Source organism: Pantoea sp. B270, assembly GCF_018726825.1.
GTDB classification, from domain to species: Bacteria; Pseudomonadota; Gammaproteobacteria; order Enterobacterales; family Enterobacteriaceae; genus Pantoea; species Pantoea dispersa.
This window is the reverse complement of sequence record NZ_JAHCSX010000003.1, coordinates 317,108-338,198: the sequence shown is the minus strand read 5'-3', so window position 1 is coordinate 338,198 and position 21,091 is coordinate 317,108. Positions and strand designations below refer to the sequence as shown.

The following is a 21,091-nucleotide window of genomic DNA, read 5'->3' as shown; positions in this document are numbered from 1 at the left end:
CCTATGAACCGAGCCGAAAAGGTTGTCTGGACCGAGGGGATGTTCCTGCGCCCTCACCATTTCCAGCAGTCGGAAAATTTTCTACACAGCACCCTGCGCGAGTGGGGGCAGTCGCAGCGCGCCTACACCTGGGGTTTTTTTGATCTCGAATTTGATGAAGCGCTGCTGCGCCAGGGAAAACTGGCGCTGAGTGCCGCCAGCGGATGTCTGCCTGACGGTACCTTTTTCTCTTTCAGCCAGCCACAGCACGGTCCGGCCCCGCTGGATCTGCCGGCGAATGTCGATCGCAGCAAAGTGGTACTGGCGATCCCGGCCCGGCGCAACGGGCGCGAAGCGGTGGCGTTTCAGGAGACGCAGGATTCACTGGCGCGCTATCTGGCGTGGGAAGCCGAAGTCGAAGATGACAACGCTCAGGCGGTCGGCGCTGCCACCGTTCAGTTCGGCAAACTGCGCCTGCGCCTGATGCTGGAACAGGATCTCACCGCGGAGTGGACGGCGATGGGCGTGGCGCAGGTGATTGAAAAACGCAGCGATAACCACGTGCGCCTCGATACCGATTACATTCCGCCGATGCTGACGCTCAACGCCAGCCGGCCGCTGCAGAGCATGCTCAATGACCTGCACGGCCTGATTCAGCAGCGCAGCCAGCAGCTGAGTCAGCGCACGCCGGGCACTGGCCGCTTTAACAGCGCCGACATGGTCGATTTTATGCTGCTGACCTTACTCAACCGTCAGCTTGGCCTGCACGCACACTTACAGCATCTGCCGCTGCTGCACCCGGAAACGCTCTACAGTCACTGGCTGCAGCTGGCTGCTGAATTGAGCAGCTGGATGCCGGCGCGCACCCCGGACGCGCTGCCGCTGTATGACCATGACGATCTGTACAGCTGCTTTACCCGCTTAACGCTGCTGCTGCGCCAGGGACTGTCGCAGGTGATGGAAGAGAGCGCCATCCAGCTGCCGCTGACGCAGCGCTCGCACGGCCTCAACGTGGCCACGGTGCCGGAAAGCAGCATGGTGCGCGAGTTCGGCTTTGTGCTGGCGGTCAAAGCCAGCGTGCCGGCCGAGGCGCTGAAAACCCACTTCCCGGCGCAGATGAAAGTCGCGCCCGTTACCAAAATCCGCGATCTGGTACAGCTGCAGCTGCCGGGACTGGCGCTGAAAGCCATGCCGGGCGCGCCGCCGCAAATCCCGTGGCATGCCGGCTACAGCTATTTCGAGCTCGATAAGAACAGCGAGCTGTGGCAGGAGATGGAGCGCTCAGGTGCCTTTGCGCTGCATCTGGCCGGTGAGTTTCCGGGCCTGAACATGGAGTTCTGGGCCATTCGTAGTCAGTCAGAATAATCAAAACTGAGCACGCCGCATGATGCAGGAACAACAGAAACCGAACAGTGACGTCACACAGCAGGATGTCAGCCATCAGAATGTGCTGGTCGCCGCGGCGAATCCGCTGATTAACGCGATCCCGCAGATTCGCCACTCCGTCTCGCACGACGATCCGGCGCGACTGCGCCAGCAGCTGATCGATCAGATCCGTCGCTTTGAGCTTAGTTGCCAGCAGTCGGGGCTGAGTTATGAAGTGATCGTCGGCGCGCGCTACTGCCTGTGCACCGCGCTTGATGAAGCGGCGGCGCTGACGCCGTGGGGCAGCCGCGGCGTGTGGACCAGTAACGGCCTGCTGGTGACGTTTCACAATGAAACCTGGGGCGGTGAGAAGTTCTTCCAGCTGCTGGCCAAGCTGTCGCAAAATCCGCGTCAGCACATCCTGCTGCTGGAGCTGATCTATTTCTGTCTGCTGCTCGGCTTTGAAGGGCGCTACCGCGTGCTGGATAACGGGCGTTCGCAGCTGGAAACCATCAAACAGCGTCTGCTGCAGATGATCAAAAGCGTGCGCGGCAGTTACCCGGCGGCGCTGTCACCGCATCCCACCGATCAGCCGGTGCTGCGCAAGCTGTGGCGGCCGATGATTCCACTGTGGGCCTGTGCGGCGGTGGCCGGCTTTGCTGCCTGCCTGTTCTACATCGTTCTGAACTGGCGTCTCGGCGACTACACCTCGCCGGTGCTGGCCAGCATCTATCAGACCGCGCTGCCGGAAGTCGAAATCAGCAATCCGGCACCGCCGCCGCCCGCCACGCTGAACCTGAAAGCGTTCCTCAAGCCGGAAATTGATGCCGGCCTGGTGGCGGTGCGCGATGAAGCCGACCAGAGCGTGGTCACCCTGAAGGGCGATGGCCTGTTCGCCTCGGCATCCACAGAAGTGCGTGGCCGCTACGATGCGGTAATTCAGCGCATTGCCGCCGCGATGAATAACGTCAGCGGGAAGATTCTGGTGATTGGCTACAGCGACAACGTGCCGATTCGCAGCGCCCGCTTCGCCTCCAACTATGAACTCTCGCTGGCGCGCGCGCAGTCGGTGCAAACCCTGCTGCAGCAGCAGCTGGCACAACCGTCGCGGGTTAAAGCCGAAGGGCGTGGCGAAAGCCATCCGCTGGTGCCGAACACCAGCGCGGAGAATCGCGCCCGCAACCGTCGCGTAGAAATTACTCTGCTGGTCGCGCCGGATGCGACGCAAGCGGAACTCAACGGCCTGGCGAGAGGGAACTAATCCATGCTGAATATGCTTTTTGCGGTGCTGACCAGCCGCCTCGCCTGGGGTTTTGTCGGCATTACCGCGCTCTCCTTTATCATCTGGGTGATTGGCCCGGTGTTTTCCATTGTCGACTCGCGGCCGCTGGAGCCAGAGCAGAACCGCATTATCAGTATTGCGCTGCTCTATCTGGTGTGGGGGCTGAGCCAGGCGATTCCGCGCCTGTATAACTTCTGGCTCAACCGCAAACTGATGTCGAGCCTCGAAACCAGCAAAAGCGATGCGCCGGAGCAGGACCGCAAACGCCTGACCAATGAAGAACAGGTGCTGGCGAGCCGTTTCTCCGAAGCCACCGACATGCTGAAAAAAGCGCACTTCCAGCGCGCCAGCAGCAAGGGCGCGCCTTTCTGGGCGCAGCGCTTCAGCCATCAATACCTCTACCAGCTGCCGTGGTACATGATCATTGGCGCACCGGGTGCCGGTAAAACCACCGCGCTGGTCAACTCCGGGCTGCAGTTCCCGCTGGCGGACAAGTTCGGCAAAGCGGCGCTGCGCGGCATCGGCGGCACGCGCAACTGCGACTGGTGGTTCACCAACGAAGCGGTGCTGCTGGATACCGCTGGCCGCTATACCACCCAGGAGAGTCAGCAGGAGCGCGACGCCAGCGAGTGGCATCACTTTCTCGACCTGCTGCGCAAATATCGCGGCCGTCAGCCCGTCAATGGCGTGATTGTTACGCTCAGCGTCTCCGATTTACTGACGCAATCGCCGGAAGCGCAGCGCAATCAGGCGATCGCACTGCGTCAGCGGCTGATGGAGCTGCACGATCGCCTTGGCATTCGCTTCCCGGTTTATGTGCTGGTCACCAAAACCGACCTGCTCAAAGGTTTCCGCAGCTACTTCGCTGCGCTGGATAAAACCCAGCGCGAGCAAATCTGGGGCTTTACCTTCCCGTGGGCGCAGGCGTCGACCGCAGAGTTTGAGCTCAACAGTCAGTTTCAGCAGGAGTATTCACTGCTGCAGCAGCGTCTGGATGCCGGTCTGGCCGATACGCTGCTGGCGGAAAGCGATGCGCAGGCACGGGCGGAGAGCTATCTGTTCCCGCAGGAGTTCGCCGCGCTGCGTCCGCTGCTGGCGGAGGCGCTGGATACGCTGTTTGCCCGCTCTGATTTCGAAACTCAGTTCGCGCCGCGTGGTATCTATTTCGCCAGCGGTACTCAGGAAGGGCTGCCGTTTGACCGCGTGATGGGCGAGCTGAGCCGCGCCCTGCATCTGCCGGGACAGCGCAGCGGCGAATCCGGCAGCTGGGACCAGGTCGACAAAGAGTCACCGATCCCACCGAACAAAGGCCAGAGCTTCTTCCTGAAAGGCGTGCTGGAAAATGTCATCTTCCAGGAGTCGGGCCTGGCGGGCAGTAACCGCTGGTGGGAGCTGCGCAATCGCGCCGGATTGTGGTCCGGCTATCTGGCGCTGCTGGTGCTGGTACTGATTGCCGGAGCACTGTGGCTCACCAGCTACAGTAAAAACAAAGCCTATTTGCAGGAGATGGCGGGTAAAACGCCGCAGGTGGAACAGCTGGGACAACAGCTGGAACGGCAGGGCAATGGCGATCTGTTTGCGCTGGTGCCGTATCTCAACACGCTGCTGCAGCTGCCGAAAAGCGCCGACTTCTCGCTGGAAGATCCCCCGCTGACGCGCCGTATGGGGCTGTATCGCGGTACCGAAGTCAGCGACGCCACGCGCACCCTGTATGACAAAGCGCTGAAACAGCTGCTGCTGCCGCAGGTGGCGCAAAACATCACCCGCTGGCTGCGCAACGACAACGGCAGCGATGCGGATTACAGCTACGAAGCGCTGAAAGCTTACCAGATGCTGTATCAGCCAAAACATTATGACGGCAAATTCCTGCATGCCTGGCTGATGCTGAATATTAGCCGCGAACTGCCGCAAAATGTGACGCAGCAGGAAGTGAAACAGCTGGCGTGGCATCTGCAGCAGCTGCTGGAGACACAGATTCAGTCCTCGCCGTACGCGAAGGATGACGCGCTGGTAAAGCGCGAGCAGGCGCTGATTAATCAAATGCCGCTGTCGCAGCGCGTCTACGGACGTCTGAAGCGCCTGCTGCAGCGTGACGGCAGCCTGCAACCGGTCACCCTCGCGGCGCTGGGCGGGCCGCAGAGTGAGCTGGTGTTTTCACGCAAAAGCGGCAAATCGGTCAATGACGGCGTGGCCGGCCTGTTCACGCCAGACGGCTACTGGCAGCACGTTGATAAACAAATCGCGCCGGTCACGCAGGCGCTGTTCCAGGATGATGTCTGGGTGCTGGGCGGCGTTGCGTCGCCGGAGAACAGTCAGCAGACCGATCTCGCGGTGCGCCAGCTCTACGTGCAGGATTACATCCGCCAGTGGGAGCAGTTCCTCAGCGATATCCAGCTCAACAGCAGCGCGGATTTGTCGCAGCGCATCAACACCGCACGTCTGCTGTCGGGCAACCACTCGCCGCTGCGCCAGCTGGTGGTTAACCTCAGTAAGCTGCTGACGCTGAACCGCGCACAGCCGGATGAGCAAAGTACCCAGGCACAGCCGGCGACGGGCAACAGCGCCACGCGCACTTTAGAAGCGCTGTTCAGTTCCTCCAAAGCCAGCGCCGCGCCGGGCCAGGGCGCAGCCCAGCAGGCACCGGAGCAGGCGGTGGCGGTGCACTTCGCGCCTGTGCTGGAGCTGGCACAGCCGCTGCAGCAGGGCAGTAAAGTGCTGGCGGTGGATGATTTTCTCCATCAGATCGACGATCTCTACCGCTATCTGACGGCGGTGCAGGACGCCGCCAATAGCGGCATGCCGCCGCCGTCCGGCGATGCCATCAGTCGCCTGCAGGCCAGCGCCGGTCGCTTACCGGGTTCGCTGCAGAATATGGTTTCCAGCATGGCCGTGGGCGCCAGCAGCGATGCACAGCGCCGCGATATGGATAACGTGCGCAAGCGCATCACCATGGAAGTGGGCAGCTTCTGCCGCCAGGCGATTGCCGGCCGTTATCCGCTGGTGCGCAATGCGCGCAGCGAAGTAACGCCTGACGATCTGGCGCGCATGTTCGCGCCGGGCAGCGGGCTGATGGACAGCTTCTTCCGCGACAATCTGGCCAGCAAAGTGGATACCACCAACGCGGCGTGGCGTTTCACGCCTGGTATCGACGGCAAAACGCTGCCGGGCGGTGAGGCGCTGCTGCGTCCGTTCCAGCAGGCGCAGTCGATTCGTGACGCCTTCTTTGCTAACGGGGCGACCACGCCGTCGTTCCGCGTCACGCTGCGTACGGTGAAAATGGATAACGACATTCTCAACCTGACGCTCGACGTCGATGGCCAGATTCTGCGTTACAGCCACGGCCCGCAGGCGGTGCAGATGGTGAGCTGGCCCGGACCGGGCGGCACCAGTCAGGTGCGCATGCAGCTTGGCCTGACCAACGGCACCACCTCAACGCTGGTGACCAGCGGTCCGTGGGCGCTGAACCGCTTCTTCGATCGCGCTCGTGTAACCGCGGTCGGTGGCCTGACCCGCGAGGCCAGTTTTAACGTCGATGGCCATCAGGTCACGTTGTCGTTCACCCCTGGCAGTATTCGTAACCCGTTCCAGCTTCCCGGCTTTAGCTGCCCCTGAAACAGGACCTGATAATGACTCATTACGCAGCACCCGGCTGGTACGGCAAATTGCCCAGCTCGGGTGACTTTGTGAAGCGACGCTTCCCCGATGTGCTGTACCGGCAGTGGTCGAACTGGTTTCAGGTCGGACTGCATCACTGGCAAACCAGTGAAGAGAGTAAAAACGCCCCGTCGCGCGCCTTTCTCAAAGCGCCGGTGTGGAATTTTGTCGTGCCGCCGATGCTCGGCAGTCAGCTGATCCAGATGGGCTGCCTGATTGCCGCCCGCGACAGCGTCGGCCGCAACTATCCGCTGTGTGCGCTGCGCCATTTTACACCCGCCGAGTGGTCACCGGCGCTGCTGGCCCGCTCGGGCGAGTGGTATCAGCAGGTCGGCAATATGCTGCTGCGCGTGGTGCAAAACGGCGGTACGCCAGAGCAGCTTGACCAGGCGCTGCTGAGCATTCCGCAGCCCCAGCAGCCGCAAACTGACGGCGAACAATCGGACATTTTACAGGTGATTGGCGACGGCGAGCCGTCAACGCTCAACTGGAAACTGCCGGGTGACAGCTTCGACCCGCAGTTTTACACCAGCTTCTGGTGGACAAACCAGAGCGACGGTTTCCCGCTTTACACCCAGGTGCACAGCGGCAACTTCACCGCACAGCTGTTCTCACTGCTGTTCGACCCGGCCGGCGGGGCAAAACCCGGACGAAACGGACTTTATCCTCCGATGTTTGAATCCTGAGGCCAACCGCTATGACGATAAATATTGACGCGCTGCTGGCGCCGGTCAGCAGTGATAACCCCTGCGGCGACAACCTGGAGTATCACGCGGATTACCAGGCGATGGAGCAGGCCAGTACCGGTAAAGCCGAACAGCAGTTTGGCGAGACCATTATCCCGGCTGAATCAGCGGACTGGAATAAAGTCGAAAAGCTGGCGATTGACTTGCTCAGCCGCAGCAAAGACCTGCGAGTGATGTTAGCGCTTACTCACGCCTGGACCGAGCTGAAAGGGCTGCCGGGCTATGCGCAGGGGCTGAAGCTGATTGAGCAGGCGCTGCTGCTGTACTGGGAGCCGCTGTGGCCGCGACTGGAAGAGTACGGCGAACAGGATCCATTTTACCGCATCAACGCGGTGGCGCTGCTGGGCGATAAATCGGCGCTGAGCAGCGCGGTACGCCAGAGCTGGCTGCTGCGTTACGCCTCGGATGGCATCACGCTGCGCGATGCCGCAGCACTGTGCGACGGCAGCAAGACCGAAGTCGCGGACTATCCTGGCGGTCTGCCGCGCCTGACCGATGAGCTGGCGCGCGGCGAGCAGCCCGGTATTGAAGCGGTGCTACAGATAAGTGAGCGTTTGCAAACTATTACCGAAACTCTGACAGAACAGCTGGGGGAAGCGGCGGTGCCGGAGCTGTCGCAGCTGCGCAGGCAGATCGCCATGATCGCCGAACGCTGTCAGGCCACTGACCTCAGCGCGCTGCAGCCGGCCGCGGTAACAGAGCCGCCGCCGGAACCGAGGGTCGCCGCGCCCGCCGCAGCGGTTCGCACGGCTGACTGGCGCAGCGTGCAAATCAGTTCGCGCGCCGATGCGCAGCTGATGCTGGAGAAGGTGAAGCACTACTTTGCTCAGCACGAACCCAGCCATCCGGCACCGCTGATGATCGAACGCGTACAGCGGCTGATTGAACTCGATTTTATGGACATCATCCGCGATCTGGCGCCAGACGGCGTGCATCAGCTGGAAAATATCTTTGGACGCCGCGACTAAGCGAGCGTAACAACTCAACGCAGCGAGACCTGCGCGCCTCCTGCGAAACTTTACCCGCGCACCCTTAATGGAGAAAACCATGGCACCAACGAAATCCAGTGGGCAGAAGTTCATTGCCCGCAATCGCGCGCCTCGCGTTCAGATTGAATATGACGTGGAAATTTATGGCGCGGAACGCAAAATCCAGCTGCCGTTTGTGATGGGCGTCATGGCGGACCTGGTCGGTAAACCACTCGAGCCGCAGGCGAGCCTTGATGAGCGTAAATTCCTGGAAATTGATATCGATAACTTCGATGAGCGCATGAAAGCGCTGAAGCCGCGCGCGGCGTTTCAGGTGGATAACACGCTCAACGGCGAAGGCAAACTCAACGTCGAACTGACCTTTGAGAGCATGGACGATTTCTCACCGGATGCGATTGCCCGCAAAGTCGAACCGCTGAGCAACCTGCTGGAAGCGCGTACCCAGCTTTCGAATCTGCTGACCTACATGGACGGCAAAAACGGTGCGGAAGAGCTGATCGGCAAGATTCTGCAGGATCCAACGCTGTTGAAAGCGCTGACTCATCTGCCAAAGCAGGATGAAAGCGCTGAAGGTAAGGAGGAGTAATCATGACCCAGTCTTCGCATCAGCAGCAACAGGGTGCCTCGCACTACAGCGAGAATGAACTCAGCGCCCTGCTGAACAAAGAATTTCGTCCAACCAGCGATCAGGCGCGTGCAGCCGTCGAAAGTGCCGTGAAGACGCTGGCGCAGCAGGCGCTGGAAAACACCGTCACCATTTCGAACGATACCTATCGCACCATTCAGGCGCTGATCGCTGAGATTGACGACAAGCTGTCACAGCAGATCAACCAGATTATTCATCATGAAGAGTTTCAGCAGCTGGAGAGCGCGTGGCGCGGTCTGAGCTACCTGGTGAACAACACCGAAACCGACGAGATGCTGAAAATCCGTTTCATGAGCATCTCCAAGCAGGAGCTGGGGCGCAGCCTGAAGCGTTTTAAAGGCGCTGGCTGGGATCAGAGTCCGCTGTTTAAGAAGATTTATGAGCAGGAGTACGGTCAGTTCGGTGGTGAACCGTTTGGCTGCTTGGTGGGCGATTACTATTTCGATCACAGCCCGCAGGACGTGGAGCTGCTGGGCGAAATGGCGCGTATCAGCGCGGCGGCACACTGCCCGTTCATCACCGGTACCGCGCCGACCGTCATGCAGATGGAGTCATGGCAGGAGCTGGCGAACCCGCGCGATCTGACCAAAATCTTCCAGAACACCGAATATGCCGCCTGGCGCAGCCTGCGTGAATCGGAAGATGCCCGCTATCTCGGCCTGGTCATGCCGCGCTTCCTGGCGCGCCTGCCGTATGGCATTCGCACCAATCCGGTGGATAGCTTTGATTTTGAAGAGCAGACCGATGGCTCAAATCACAACGGCTACACCTGGAGCAACGCCGCCTACGCCATGGCAGCCAACATCAACCGTTCGTTCAAAGAGTACGGCTGGTGCACCGCGATCCGCGGCGTCGAGTCTGGCGGTGCGGTTGAAAACCTGCCGTGCCACACCTTCCCGAGTGATGACGGCGGCGTAGACATGAAGTGCCCGACGGAGATTGCCATCAGCGATCGTCGTGAAGCCGAGCTGGCGAAAAACGGCTTTATGCCGCTGGTGCACCGCAAAAACTCCGACTTTGCTGCCTTTATTGGTGCGCAGTCGCTGCAAAAGCCTGCGGAATACCATGATGCCGATGCGACCGCCAACGCACGTCTGGCTGCACGCCTGCCGTATCTGTTTGCCTGCTGCCGCTTCGCGCACTACCTCAAGTGCATCGTGCGCGACAAGATCGGTTCATTCCGCGAGCGTGATGAAATGGAGCGCTGGCTGAACGATTGGGTGATGAGCTATGTCGACGGTGACCCGGCGAACTCGTCACAGGAAACCAAATCGCGTAAGCCGCTGGCTGCCGCCGAGGTGAGCGTGGAAGAGCAGGAAGATAACCCGGGCTACTACGCCGCGAAATTCTTCCTGCGTCCGCACTACCAGCTGGAAGGCCTGACGGTGTCACTGCGTCTGGTATCTAAACTGCCTTCACTCAAATCGAACGAGAATTGATTAACTGCATCAGGCCGTCATGTATGGCGGCCTGAATTCTCACTAAGCTTTGCAGTTACCGTGCAGACGCAAAATGCTTATTGCGAGCCGGCTCCACGTTTCGATATTAATATCTAGGAACTAAAGGATTCACTATTTTTTATTGCTCCATCCAGTGGGACAATAAAAACACTCTCTGAATAAACCATGTAGCGATATTCAGAAAACGAGGCAGAGGTAAAATATGGACTGTTTTATTCAGCCCCATGCTTTCCTGTTTGCCATAACGATGCTTTATCAAAGCAGAACGTAAATCAAGCAAGAGAAGATAATTATGGCTATTGATATGTTTTTAAAAGTTGATGGTGTGACCGGCGAGTCTAAAGACTCCAACCACACCGGCTGGACTGATATTACCTCTTTCAACTGGGGTGCTAACCAGCCGGGTAATATGTCTGTTGGCGGCGGCGGTGGTGCAGGTAAAGTAAATTTTGCTGACCTGAGCGTAAATGCACTGATTGACAAATCCACCACTGCAATCCTGAAAAATTGCGCCAGCGGTAAGCATATCAGCAAAGTAGAGCTGTCCGTATGCAAAGCAGGCGGCACACAGATTGAATACGCACGTATCACACTGGAAGATGTGCTGGTGTCAAAAGTTGATTATACCGGTGCTGCTAATGGCGATACCCTGAGCGTGACTTACGCGTTCCAGGCTGCCAAAGTGAAGCAGCAATACTGGGAGCAGAGCTCTTCAGGTGGTAAAGGCGCTGAAAGCAGCGCTGGCTGGAACATCAAAGAAAATAAAGAAGCGTAATTGCTTTATTAAGCGGCCCTATGGGGCCGCTATAAATATTTCAGGAAGGTTATCTGAAAATATAATTGAGTGGGATATAACTTACAGAAGATGTTAATGAGATTGTCTTTTAAATAAATATTTAACTGCAAAAGGAGATTGTGATGACAGGTAAAACTTCCATCGAACCGGGATTTTGTGTAGTGCAACGCCCTGGAAGCCTCACCGAGCAAGCGATGTGGCTGTACGGTACGCGCAACATGCCGGCGGCAAATTACTTTTTGCAGTTAAATGCTGATGTCGCATGGGCTAAACCGGGACAAATCCTGATCGTTGCTGATCCGGAAGGAAACAATCATCCTGCGGCAATGAGTGCCCTGGCAACGGCAAAAGCGACAACCAACAATAGTCTGGCGCATCTATCCGTTGATGAGGCTGACTTTTTCAACCGGCACTATGCTTCGATCGCTGCTATTACCAATTATATGGATCAAGCTTCGGGTCTAATCGGTGATGCAGGCGAGAAATACTTCTCAGAAATAGCAAAGAAACTAACTGCCATTGAAAATGCCTATCGCAACCAGTACCTGACGGCAGGCACGCTATTTGGTGAGCAGTTTTTTATTGAGCGTCGCCGTCTGTTTGGCGAACTCGAACAGCTGCTCAATCGCGTTTCGCGATTGATTCTGAATTTGAGACCCTATGATAAAATTAAACATGCATTGAATTTGTCCAGTTCATCCATTGTGCACGACTGGCAAACCGCTGGAGTGGGAGCAATTCGTGGCTACTCAACCTACGTGGATGGTGCAGCTAAAGCAGCTAAATTTATGAAAGCCGGGGGGTTGGTAGCTGTAGGATTTGGTGCCTTAAATACGACGAATGAGGTCTATCAGGCTTGTACGGTTGATCGCAAAGATCAGTGTGCGCAGGTTGCGGTCGCAAAATATTCAGAGTTTGCAGCTGGTATTGCTGGGGGCTATTATGGGGCAAGCCTTGGTGCCGAAATCAGCACGAGTCTTTGTCTGGCATTAGGCGTTGCAACAGGACCAATTGGCATACTTGCATGTAGTATTGTTGGTGCTGCTGCAGGAGGGTACTTATTAAGTGAAGGCTTTAAAGCCGGGGCAGGTATAACTATGGAAAAGATACTTTGAATTTTTTACTATTAATATCTGTAGTTCTGATAAGCATAGGATGTATCTTGCAAATATATGCATTCATCCTCTTTAAAAAAAACAAGGAAAAACTCGATTTTATATTGAGTGAGTTTCAGCGTCTAAATTTGCAGCTAGATATTACCACGCAGATTGCTAATCATTTTTCATCATTATTTCATCATAACAAGGTCTCATATTTTGCACGGCTTTATAAAGGTGTGACCATGTATCATAAGAAAAATGAGCGGGTTAGTGCTGAAACATATAATTTTGTTCAGAATCTCCCATCTGAGAAGATCAAATGGTTGCTCATGGTTCATAACCTAAACTTAATTAGTGCACTGCTTTTATTTGTAGGTGCCATAACTATTTTAATTTATAAGCACACGCACTGATTTATTCAGGAGGTTGCTTGAGGTTTTCAAAGTTATATTTTTTTACTCTTCTTTTAGTAATGAATAAATCGGCTTTTGCTACAGCCCTCTGCTCCAGCGAACCCTCAGATAGCGCCGTTTATCAATGCACGCTTCATGAGAAGCAGTTAGCTGAAGACGCGTTGAATCAGGAATACATCGCGGCAAAAAAACGGATTGCATCATCATACCGCGCGGATAAAAAACTGGCGGATGATTACCTCAGCACATTAACAAATACCCAACGTGGCTGGCTAAAGTACCGTGATGGACAGTGTAAGCTGGAAGCTTTTGATGCAGAGGAAGGAAGTATCGCTCACGAAGTAGCGACTAATATCTGCATTGTGCGCATCAATAAAGAACGCCAGGAATCACTGAGGCAGATTCCTTATTAAGGAAGGTCACTCTTCTCTGCCTCTTATCCGCTAATTGGCCTAGTGAAAAACTCTATTAATTACAGCACCGCGCACATATTGTAGCGGCGCGATTCATCGCGCAATAAATGGTGCCGCTACAAAATTGCAATCATTTCAAAGCCACCGACAAACTAAATAGCAAATATGAAACAACGCATCGCGCTTTAACGCACAGCCTCAATCACCTGATATCGCACACAGCATCGTATTACCCGCTTCCTATATTCCGCGTCTTTCCCGGAGAGCCGCGCAATATAGATGCCGAACCGCTAACCGCAGGAACCCGTTATGCGCTTTACGATAATAACGACTAAACCCGGCCACCAGCCGCCGCAAACCCGCTGTGATTTTATGCCGCCCGGCGGCACCATTGGCCGCGGAGTGGACAACAATCTGGTGCTGCCGGATGACGATCGCACCATTTCTCGCCTGCAGGCGATTGTGCACATCACCGCCGCTGGCGAATGCCGCCTCACCAACCGGGGCAACGTGACGCGCGTGCTGCTCAATGACATCCCGCTGGAGCGCGGGCGTCAGGTGGAATTACAGGATGGCGACGTGCTGGGCATCGATGATTACCAGCTGCTGGTCAACGATCTTAACGGCGCGCAGCAGCCGCAGGCCGCCACGCTGGCACCGCAGCCGGTGGTACAGGCGGCGGTAATGGCTGATGCGCCACCGGCGGAAAAAGATGCCAGCACCGCCGCGATCCCCAGCGAGATCTGGGACAGTCTCGCCAAAGAGTTTTCGATCTCCGACGATCTGTCGAAGCGCAAAGCAGCGGCCGAGGTGCTGCCGGAGGCCAATCCGCTCACCGCGCCGGCCAGCCTCGATCGCAACCCGGAGGATCCGCTGGCTCAGCTGGTGAACGATGCGCCGCTGGATATTGGCCAGCAGCCGAAAAACACCAGCCTGTTCGATGAAGGCGATGCGCTGTTCGCGCAGGAAAGTATCTTCGACGATCGCACCCCCAGCACGCTGTCGGCGCAGCAGAATGCCGCCGCGCAGCCGCAGGTCGAGAGTGCCACCGAGCTCGATCCGCTCAGCCTGTTTGGCAGCCAGAGCAGCAGCGACGTGCGCAACCACGACGATCCGCTCGGCCTGATGATGGGCAATGCGGTTCCGCTGGCGCAGCCGGAGATCGCGCCGGCAAAGACGGTTCAACCGCAGCCCGTCGCCCAGCCGGAAACGCCCAGTGAACCCTCGCCGGAGACGGCACCGGTCGAGCTGGCGGATCTCAGCAGTTCGCCACTGTTTGATGACACCGAAACCCAGGCCACGTCGTCGCTGATCGAACCGCAGGCGGAGCAGCCAGAGACGGTCGCGCCGCAGATGGATTACGGTGGCATTACGCTGCCCACGCCGCAGGCGGTGCAACGTGTACCGTCGCCGACGCCGAAAGGGCGGCTGCGTATCGATCCGGTGGCTTCCAGCCATCAGAACGCGGCACCCGCCAGCCAGGCGACAGCCAGCCACAGCAGCGGCGACGCGCTGAAAGGCGAACTGCTGGATGCATTGCTGGAAGGCATGGGGTTGCGCGATCTGCAGCCCACGCCGCAGTTCGACCGCGAGCAGATGCTGCAGTTTGGCCAGATGCTGAGCATGTTCTCGCAGGGCACCGTTGCGCTGCTGTCGTCACGTTCGATTCTTAAGCGTGGCGTTAAAGCGGATATGACGGTGATCCTCGACGACGCCAACAACCCGTTCAAACTGCTGCCGTCCGGCAAAACCGTGCTGATGCAGATGTTTGGCAGCCGCATGCCGGGCTTCATGCCGCCGCGTCAGGCGGTGCGTGATGCGCTGATCGATCTGCAGGCGCATCAGCTCGGCATGATCGCCGGGATCCGCGCCATTATCGCTTCGATGCTGCAATCCTTTAATCCGGATCAGCTGGAAGAGGAAGCCCGCCAGGCGGGATCGCTGTCGCGCCTCGGCCTGCCGGGCAGCCGCAAAGCCGCGCTGTGGGAGCATTTTGTTGAGCGCTACGGCGAGACGGCGGGCGAGATTGAGGACGATTTCCATACCCTGTTCGGCGAAGCTTTCCTGCATGCCTACGACCTGGAAGTTAATCAGTACAAAGATTCACAAACCCACACGGATGACGCATGAATATCACCATTGCTTCCACGTCGAATCAGGGCGACCGCGCCAGCAATCAGGATCAAACCGGTGAGGTAATCGGTGAACGCTCAGCCTGCTTCGTGGTGTGCGACGGCGTAGCAGGCTTTCCCGGCGGCGACGTGGCCGCCCGCATCGCGCGCAGCAGCCTGATGGAGGCGTTCGACGGTAACGCGCACCTGGATGCGCAGTCGATTCGCAACTACGTCAACCACGCGAATCACGCGATTCGCCAGCAGCAGAAAGCCAGCAGCGAGCACAGCCGCATGGGCACCACGCTGGTCAGCCTGTTTGTCGACCGCGACTACGAGCTGGCCTACTGGGCGCACGCGGGCGACAGCCGGCTGTATCTGTTTCGCCGCGGCTACCTCTATCACGTGACTACCGACCACAGCCTGGTGCAGCAGATGAAAGATGCCGGCCACCAGACCGAAGGTATCAACAGTAACCTGCTCTATTTTGCCCTCGGCATGGGCGATGAGCAGCGCGACGCCAGCTACAGCGATGTGGTGGAAATAGAAGACGGCGACGCCTTTTTACTGTGCACCGATGGCTTCTGGCACGGCGTGACGCTGGAGCAGATGCAGCAGTCGCTGCACATGGTCAACACGCCGGAAGAGTGGCTGACGCTGATGCAGCAAATCATCCGCAACGGTCAGCCGGATAACGGTCAGCAGGATAACTTCAGCGCGCTGGCCGTCTGGATTGGCTCACCGCAGGACACCACCTTACTGCACTCGCTGTCCGAAGCGGCGCAGTTTTTCCCTCTTCGAGATTGAGAACGCCAACATGAAACATGGATTACTGGGTCTGGCTGCGCTGCTGCTCAGCACGCACGCATTTGCTGAGAACTATCGCATCGTGCAGTCCCCGGCACAGAAACTGGATGTCTGGATTGATGACGTGAAAGATAACCAGCTGGCGAGCTGGTGTAAGCGCAATGTTGATCTGCGCATCGTCACCCACGGCGCGAAAAACGTCGCGGCGCTGGAGGATTTTCTGCCGCGCGTCGCCGGGCTGATGGCATCGCAGTGTAAAGCGCTGCAGCAGCTCAACTGGGCGCTCAATGATGATGACGGCAACCCGATCGCCAGCGGCAGCGCTGCCAAAGCGCAGCAGTGGCAAACGGTGGTAACGCCGCCGCCCGCGCCCGTGCAGCAGCCAGAGACCGCTACGGCTGCACCTGCCGCGCCGGTGCTCAACTCGCCGCAGGCCGATACCACGCCGTGGCTGCAGTTCAGCCTGCTCGACGGCTGTCACTTCCGCACCTGGTGGCAGCATCCGGCGCAGACCAGCGCGCTGTTCGTGCCGTCCAAACAGGGGCTGAGCTGCGGTCAGGATGGCTGGCTGAGCGGCCGCAGCAGCCTGACGCAGATGGGCAACGGTGCGGCGAAAAGCGTAGTGGTGACGTTCCTGCAGGGCTTCCCGATTGCCGGCCTGAATAACAAACAGCAGAGCGCCGAGCTCAGCATCACTACCGTCAACAGCGAACGCATGGTGCTGAGCAACGAGAAGTCGCCAGACAGCTGGCTGGTGCTGCCGTTCAGCAGCCAGTTCAACGGCTGGCAGGCACCGGATCAGGTGGTGGTGCAGATGCCCGCCAGCGATGCCGCCGATGAGAGCGCACTGCGCGCACGGCTGCAGGAAGTACGCAAAGTGTGGTCGCCGTGGCTGAGCGCCAGCGCACCGCTGAAAGTCCAGCTGGTAGAGCAGCTGCATCCGGAGCTGAAAGATCCCGCCGCCGCGGTTTACCGCACCATCAACTAACGCAAAAGGAGCTTGCATGGAGTCGTTACAATCGCGCCTGGCCAGTGCCTCACTGGCCGATAACCTCGCCGATATCACCCGCCAGATTCAGGCCAGCCCGGCCAATGCCGACCTGCGCGCGGCGTTTGTGCAGCTGCTGTGCCTGGCGGGCAACTGGACGCGTGCGCAAACCCAGCTGCAATCGTGGCTGGCGCTGACGCCCCAGGCCCAGCCGACCGTCACCTTATTGCAGCAGGCCATTGCCGGTGAGCAGCAGCGTGAAGCGGTACTGCGCGGCGCGGCGCAGCCGCAGCTGCCGGGCAGCGCGTGGGCGTGGTGTGAAACCCTGCTGGCTGCGCTGAGCGCCGACATCCGCGGTGACTTCGCGCTGGGTGCGGAGCAACGAGCTGCCGCGCTGGCGCAGGCCGAACCCAATCCGGGTCAGCTGCAGCAGCAGGAACAGACGGCAGACTTCGCGTGGCTGATGGACGGCGACAGCCGCTTCGGGCCGGTGTGCGAAGCCATCGCCAACGGCCGCTACTACTGGATTCCGTTCGCCGCGATCCGCGAGATGGAATTTCAGGCGCCCGCCAGCGTGACCGATTTGGTCTGGCGCCATACGCGCGTGCAGCTGGTGGATGGCAGCGAGCAGATTTGCCAGATCCCGGTGCGCTATCCGTTGCTGCCGGGGGCGGATGAGCGTTATCTGCGCGCCAGCGTCACGGAATGGCAGCCGCTGGGCCACGATGACAGCCAGTTTACCGGCCATGGCCAGAAGCTGTGGCTGAGCGACAGCGGCGAGTATCCGCTGCTGACGCTGCAGCAGCTGACGTTCCAGCCAGGCGGCAGCGATGAGCCGTGATAACAGCTCGCATAACGACGGCTATGCCCAGCTGCATGGCGGTTTCCGCGCGCGTAAAAATCGCGATGCGCTAACCGCGCGCGACAAGCTGCAATCCTCGTTACTCGATCGTCTGACTGACAACGCGCCGGACAAGCAGAGCGAAGCCAGCAATACCACGCTGATTTCCCACAGCACGCTGCGCCGCCACGTGCTGCGCGATCTGCAGTGGCTGTTTAACACCATCAACAACGAAGCCCAGCAGGATCTCAGCGCCTTTGGTGAAGTGCAGCGCTCGGTGTGGAATTTTGGCGTGGCGCCGCTGGCCGGACAGAACATCTCCGACATCGAATGGCAGGATATGCAGCGCAAAATGACCGATGCCATTCTGCACTTTGAGCCGCGCATTCTGCCGCAGGGGCTGCAGGTACGCTGCGTCAGCGATCTGAAGTCGCTCAGCCTGCACAACGTGTTATCGATTGAGATCAAAGGCCGCCTGTGGTGCGTGCCTTATCCGCTGGAGTTTCTGTTCCGCACCCAGGTTGATCTGGAAAGCGGTCATTTTGAACTACTGGATGCAGGTTAATCATGGACAGCAAACTGCTCGACTACTACAACCGCGAACTGGCCTATCTGCGTGAGCTGGGCGCGGAGTTCGCTGCGCGCTATCCGAAAGTCGCCGGGCGGCTGGGAATGCGCGGCATCGAAGTCGCCGATCCTTACGTTGAGCGGCTGATGGAGGGCTTTGCTTTCCTCACGTCGCGCGTGCAGCTCAAAATGGACGCCGAGTTCCCGCGCTTTTCACAGCGGCTGCTGGAGATGACTGCGCCGTCTTATCTGTCACCTACGCCGTCGATGGCGATTGCACAGCTCACGCCGGACAGCCGCAAAGGCGACATCAGCAATGGCTTCCACGTGCCGCGCGGCACCATGATGGAGAGCCAGCACCTGAAAAAAAGCGGCGTAACCTGCAGCTACACTACGGCGCACGATGTCACGCTGCATCCGCTGCGCATCAGCGACGTTTCACTCGGCGGCGTGCCGGGCGATCTGCCGCTGGGCGAACTGAAGCTCAGCGGTCGCGGTGCCGCCAGCGCGCTGCGCGTGCGTATCGCCTGCGAAGGCATCTCGTCGCTCAGCCAACTGAATGTCGCCGATTTAATGCTGTATCTCAGCGGCCCGGACATTCAGGCGCAGAAACTGCTGGAGCTGCTGATGCAGCACCGCGTCGGCATCGTGCTGCAATCGGCCGAACACAAGCCGCTGCGCCAGGTGCTGCCGGATGAAGCGTTACAGCAGGAAGGCTTTGCGCCTGAGCAGGCGCTGCTGCCGGACGATCTGCGTAACTTCGACGGCTACCGGCTGCTGCAGGAGTATTTTGCCTTTCCGGCGCGCTTCCAGTTCATCAGCCTGAGCCAGCTGGCACCGTTTCTGCGCCGCTGCGATAACGCGCAGGAATTCGACATTATCATCCTGCTGGATAAGGCTGACAGCGCGCTGGAAAGCGTGGTGGACAGCAGCCATCTGGCGCTGCACTGCACGCCGGTGATCAACCTGTTTCCCAAAACGGCCGAGCGCCTGAAGGTCAGCGACAGCCAGCACGAATATCATCTGGTGGTGGATAACATCCGGCCGCTGGACTACGAAGTGCACTCGGTGCAGCGGTTGTTCGCCACCATTGAGGGCAAGCGCGAAGAGCAGTTATTCCGCCCGTTCTGGAGCACCTTCAGCGGCGACGACGGCGATTACGGTGCCTATTTCTCGCTGCGCCGCGAGCAGCGCACGCTGTCTGAGCAGGCGCAGCGTTACGGCACGCGCACCGGCTATATCGGCTCGGAAGTGTTTTTGTCGCTGGTGGATGAGCATCACACGCCGTGGCGCGACGACATGCGCTACCTGTCGGCAGACGTGCTCTGCACCAGCCGCGACCTGCCGCTGATGCTGTTGCAGCAGGAGCAGGGCAATTTCGTCATGCCGGATTCGATCCCGGTCGGGCAGCTGAAGTTGTGTAAAGGCCCGACGCCGCCGCGTCCGGCGCTGGCCGAAGGGCTCTCCGCGTGGCGTCTGATCAGCCACCTGCAGATGAACTACCTGAGCCTGATGGATAGCAGCGACGGTCAGGGCGCCGCCGCGCTGCGCCAGCTGCTGAGCCTGTACGCTAATCTCGCCGAAGCGGCGGTGGCGCGCCAGATTGACGGTATTCGCCACTGCCAGCTTAGCGCGGTCAATCGCCGGGTGCCGGAACCGGGCCCGGTGGTGTTTGCGCGCGGCGTCAGCATCACGCTGGAGGTCGACGAACAGGCGTTTTCCGGTGCCAGCCCGTGGCTGCTCGGCAGCGTGCTGGAACGCGTGTGCAGCCGGCTGGTGGCGCTGAATAGCTTTACCGAATTCACCCTCAACAGCCAGCAGCGCGGCGAGGTGGGCTACTGGCCGCCGCGCATGGGCAGGAAGGCGCTGCTATGAGCGAGGCGCAGATCATTCCGCTGCAGCGCGCCCAGCGGCTGCCGGACGATTTCTGGCAGGCAGTGATGGCGGCACCGTGGCGCTACGATCTGTTTCAGCTGCTGCGCCGGCTGGATGCGCAGGGCGGTCAGCGCTATCCGCTGGGACGCGCGCCGCTGCCGAAGTTCGAAGCGCTGCGCATTGGTCAGCAACCGTCGCTGGCGTTTGCCCCGGCAACCCTGGCCAGCGTGCAGCCGCGCGCAGAGGACGCGCGCCATGACGTGGCGATTTACAGCTTTGGCCTGTTTGGCCCCAACGGTCCGCTGCCGACCCACCTGACGGAATATGTGCACGAGCGCATCGTGCACCATCAGGATCACAGCCTGGCGGCATTTGCCGACATCTTTCACCATCGTGCCACGCTGCTGTTTTATCGCGCCTGGGCCGATGCGCAGCCGGCCGTCTCGCTGGATCGCGCCGATAACCGCCGCTTTGTCGATTACCTTGCCTGTCTGGCCGGCATCGGTTTACCGGCGCAGCAGCAGGCCAGTTCGCTCAGCCTGCATGCGCGGCTGATGCTGGTCGGTCATCTTAGCCGCCACGGTCACGACGCTGAAGGGCTGGTACGCATTCTGCGTCACTACTTTGGCGTACCGGTGCAGCTGGCACAGAACGTGCCACAGTGGCTGACGCTGGACGCGCGCGATCAGGCGCGGCTGGGAGCCGGACGCCAGATGCCGCGGCTGGGCGAATCGGCGTTCCTTGGTGTGGCGGTGCGCGATGTGCAGCACCGTTTTCGCCTGCGGCTCGGTCCGCTGAGCGCGCAGCAGTATGCCCACTTTCTGCCAGATGCGCCGGGCGCGCGCGAAGTGCGCGACTGGGTGCGTCACTATCTCGGTATCGAGATGCAATGGGACCTCAGCCTGATCCTGGCGGCGGAAGAGGTGCAAAGCGTCACGCTGGGAGGCAATGCCCGGCTGGGCTACACCAGCTGGCTGGGACACGCGCCACAGCCGCAGGATCGCGAAGATTTCATGTTTGAGGTTGAGGCAGCCGCAAGCTAGCCCAATCGCTTTTCCC

General features: G+C 59.2%; 17 protein-coding genes. All 17 read left to right on the top strand.

Annotated features, from left to right (window positions below):
- The first annotated feature begins 3 nt into the window (after positions 1 to 3).
- The 17 genes from tssK (at position 4) to tssG (ending at position 21,075) form a co-directional block, all read left to right on the top strand.
- Complete coding sequence (gene tssK, locus KOL70_RS21010) at positions 4 to 1,344, top strand: type VI secretion system baseplate subunit TssK (RefSeq protein WP_058771443.1); 1,341 nt, start codon at positions 4 to 6, stop codon at positions 1,342 to 1,344.
- Between the two features lie 19 nt (positions 1,345 to 1,363).
- Positions 1,364 to 2,605 (top strand): DotU family type VI secretion system protein, encoded by a 1,242-nt coding sequence (locus tag KOL70_RS21005; protein WP_215481527.1) that lies wholly within the window; start codon positions 1,364 to 1,366, stop codon positions 2,603 to 2,605.
- A gap of 3 nt (positions 2,606 to 2,608) precedes the next feature.
- Entirely contained in the window at positions 2,609 to 6,238 is a 3,630-nt protein-coding gene (gene tssM, locus KOL70_RS21000) for a type VI secretion system membrane subunit TssM (protein WP_127834564.1), read from the top strand.
- A gap of 14 nt (positions 6,239 to 6,252) precedes the next feature.
- Positions 6,253 to 6,966, top strand: a complete 714-nt coding sequence (gene tagF, locus KOL70_RS20995; RefSeq protein WP_021506784.1) for a type VI secretion system-associated protein TagF — start codon at positions 6,253 to 6,255, stop codon at positions 6,964 to 6,966.
- Positions 6,967 to 6,977: 11 nt separating this feature from the next.
- Positions 6,978 to 7,994, top strand: coding sequence for a type VI secretion system protein TssA (tssA, locus tag KOL70_RS20990; RefSeq protein ID WP_215481526.1), 1,017 nt, complete (start codon positions 6,978 to 6,980; stop codon positions 7,992 to 7,994).
- A gap of 79 nt (positions 7,995 to 8,073) precedes the next feature.
- On the top strand, positions 8,074 to 8,601 hold the full coding sequence (gene tssB, locus KOL70_RS20985; RefSeq protein ID WP_021506786.1) for a type VI secretion system contractile sheath small subunit: 528 nt from the start codon (positions 8,074 to 8,076) through the stop codon (positions 8,599 to 8,601).
- Positions 8,602 to 8,603: 2 nt separating this feature from the next.
- Positions 8,604 to 10,100 (top strand): type VI secretion system contractile sheath large subunit, encoded by a 1,497-nt coding sequence (tssC, locus tag KOL70_RS20980; protein ID WP_021506787.1) that lies wholly within the window; start codon positions 8,604 to 8,606, stop codon positions 10,098 to 10,100.
- Between the two features lie 313 nt (positions 10,101 to 10,413).
- Positions 10,414 to 10,896, top strand: coding sequence for a type VI secretion system tube protein Hcp (locus KOL70_RS20975; protein WP_021313206.1), 483 nt, complete (start codon positions 10,414 to 10,416; stop codon positions 10,894 to 10,896).
- 143 nt (positions 10,897 to 11,039) lie between these two features.
- The gene (locus KOL70_RS20970) at positions 11,040 to 12,032 is read left to right on the top strand and encodes a hypothetical protein (protein WP_215481525.1); all 993 of its coding nucleotides are present in this window, start codon (positions 11,040 to 11,042) and stop codon (positions 12,030 to 12,032) included.
- Between the two features lie 415 nt (positions 12,033 to 12,447).
- The gene (locus KOL70_RS20965) at positions 12,448 to 12,843 is read left to right on the top strand and encodes a lysozyme inhibitor LprI family protein (protein WP_254185900.1); all 396 of its coding nucleotides are present in this window, start codon (positions 12,448 to 12,450) and stop codon (positions 12,841 to 12,843) included.
- Positions 12,844 to 13,152: 309 nt separating this feature from the next.
- Complete coding sequence (tagH, locus tag KOL70_RS20960; protein ID WP_215481524.1) at positions 13,153 to 14,973, top strand: type VI secretion system-associated FHA domain protein TagH; 1,821 nt, start codon at positions 13,153 to 13,155, stop codon at positions 14,971 to 14,973.
- A complete protein-coding gene (locus KOL70_RS20955; protein ID WP_021506792.1) occupies positions 14,970 to 15,761 on the top strand; it encodes a PP2C family serine/threonine-protein phosphatase in 792 nt (263 codons plus the stop codon). The genes tagH and KOL70_RS20955 overlap by 4 nt, the downstream gene beginning before the upstream one ends.
- A 10-nt stretch (positions 15,762 to 15,771) precedes the next feature.
- Positions 15,772 to 16,749 (top strand): hypothetical protein, encoded by a 978-nt coding sequence (locus tag KOL70_RS20950; protein ID WP_021506793.1) that lies wholly within the window; start codon positions 15,772 to 15,774, stop codon positions 16,747 to 16,749.
- A 16-nt stretch (positions 16,750 to 16,765) separates the two neighbouring features.
- Positions 16,766 to 17,590 carry a type VI secretion system accessory protein TagJ gene (locus KOL70_RS20945; RefSeq protein ID WP_215481523.1) on the top strand — a complete coding sequence of 275 codons (825 nt, stop codon included), beginning with the start codon at positions 16,766 to 16,768 and terminating at the stop codon, positions 17,588 to 17,590.
- Entirely contained in the window at positions 17,580 to 18,155 is a 576-nt protein-coding gene (gene tssE, locus KOL70_RS20940; RefSeq protein WP_021506795.1) for a type VI secretion system baseplate subunit TssE, read from the top strand. Before KOL70_RS20945 ends, tssE begins: the two co-directional genes overlap by 11 nt.
- A 2-nt stretch (positions 18,156 to 18,157) precedes the next feature.
- A complete protein-coding gene (gene tssF / locus KOL70_RS20935) occupies positions 18,158 to 20,032 on the top strand; it encodes a type VI secretion system baseplate subunit TssF (RefSeq protein ID WP_215481522.1) in 1,875 nt (624 codons plus the stop codon).
- The gene (gene tssG, locus KOL70_RS20930; RefSeq protein WP_058771453.1) at positions 20,029 to 21,075 is read left to right on the top strand and encodes a type VI secretion system baseplate subunit TssG; all 1,047 of its coding nucleotides are present in this window, start codon (positions 20,029 to 20,031) and stop codon (positions 21,073 to 21,075) included. Before tssF ends, tssG begins: the two co-directional genes overlap by 4 nt.
- The last annotated feature ends 16 nt before the right edge of the window (positions 21,076 to 21,091 follow it).

What these genes read in the sequence shown, in the direction of transcription:
- KOL70_RS20955 (WP_021506792.1), top strand. Translation starts at nt 14,970, where the DNA reads ATGAATATCACCATTGCTTCCACGTCGAATCAGGGCGACCGCGCCAGC.
- tssF (WP_215481522.1), top strand. Translation starts at nt 18,158, where the DNA reads ATGGACAGCAAACTGCTCGACTACTACAACCGCGAACTGGCCTATCTG.
- tssG (WP_058771453.1), top strand. Translation starts at nt 20,029, where the DNA reads ATGAGCGAGGCGCAGATCATTCCGCTGCAGCGCGCCCAGCGGCTGCCG.
- tagH (WP_215481524.1), top strand. Translation starts at nt 13,153, where the DNA reads ATGCGCTTTACGATAATAACGACTAAACCCGGCCACCAGCCGCCGCAA.
- KOL70_RS20975 (WP_021313206.1), top strand. Translation starts at nt 10,414, where the DNA reads ATGGCTATTGATATGTTTTTAAAAGTTGATGGTGTGACCGGCGAGTCT.
- tssB (WP_021506786.1), top strand. Translation starts at nt 8,074, where the DNA reads ATGGCACCAACGAAATCCAGTGGGCAGAAGTTCATTGCCCGCAATCGC.
- tssK (WP_058771443.1), top strand. Translation starts at nt 4, where the DNA reads ATGAACCGAGCCGAAAAGGTTGTCTGGACCGAGGGGATGTTCCTGCGC.
- tssC (WP_021506787.1), top strand. Translation starts at nt 8,604, where the DNA reads ATGACCCAGTCTTCGCATCAGCAGCAACAGGGTGCCTCGCACTACAGC.
- KOL70_RS21005 (WP_215481527.1), top strand. Translation starts at nt 1,364, where the DNA reads ATGATGCAGGAACAACAGAAACCGAACAGTGACGTCACACAGCAGGAT.
- tssA (WP_215481526.1), top strand. Translation starts at nt 6,978, where the DNA reads ATGACGATAAATATTGACGCGCTGCTGGCGCCGGTCAGCAGTGATAAC.
- tssM (WP_127834564.1), top strand. Translation starts at nt 2,609, where the DNA reads ATGCTGAATATGCTTTTTGCGGTGCTGACCAGCCGCCTCGCCTGGGGT.
- tssE (WP_021506795.1), top strand. Translation starts at nt 17,580, where the DNA reads ATGAGCCGTGATAACAGCTCGCATAACGACGGCTATGCCCAGCTGCAT.
- KOL70_RS20970 (WP_215481525.1), top strand. Translation starts at nt 11,040, where the DNA reads ATGACAGGTAAAACTTCCATCGAACCGGGATTTTGTGTAGTGCAACGC.
- tagF (WP_021506784.1), top strand. Translation starts at nt 6,253, where the DNA reads ATGACTCATTACGCAGCACCCGGCTGGTACGGCAAATTGCCCAGCTCG.
- KOL70_RS20950 (WP_021506793.1), top strand. Translation starts at nt 15,772, where the DNA reads ATGAAACATGGATTACTGGGTCTGGCTGCGCTGCTGCTCAGCACGCAC.
- KOL70_RS20945 (WP_215481523.1), top strand. Translation starts at nt 16,766, where the DNA reads ATGGAGTCGTTACAATCGCGCCTGGCCAGTGCCTCACTGGCCGATAAC.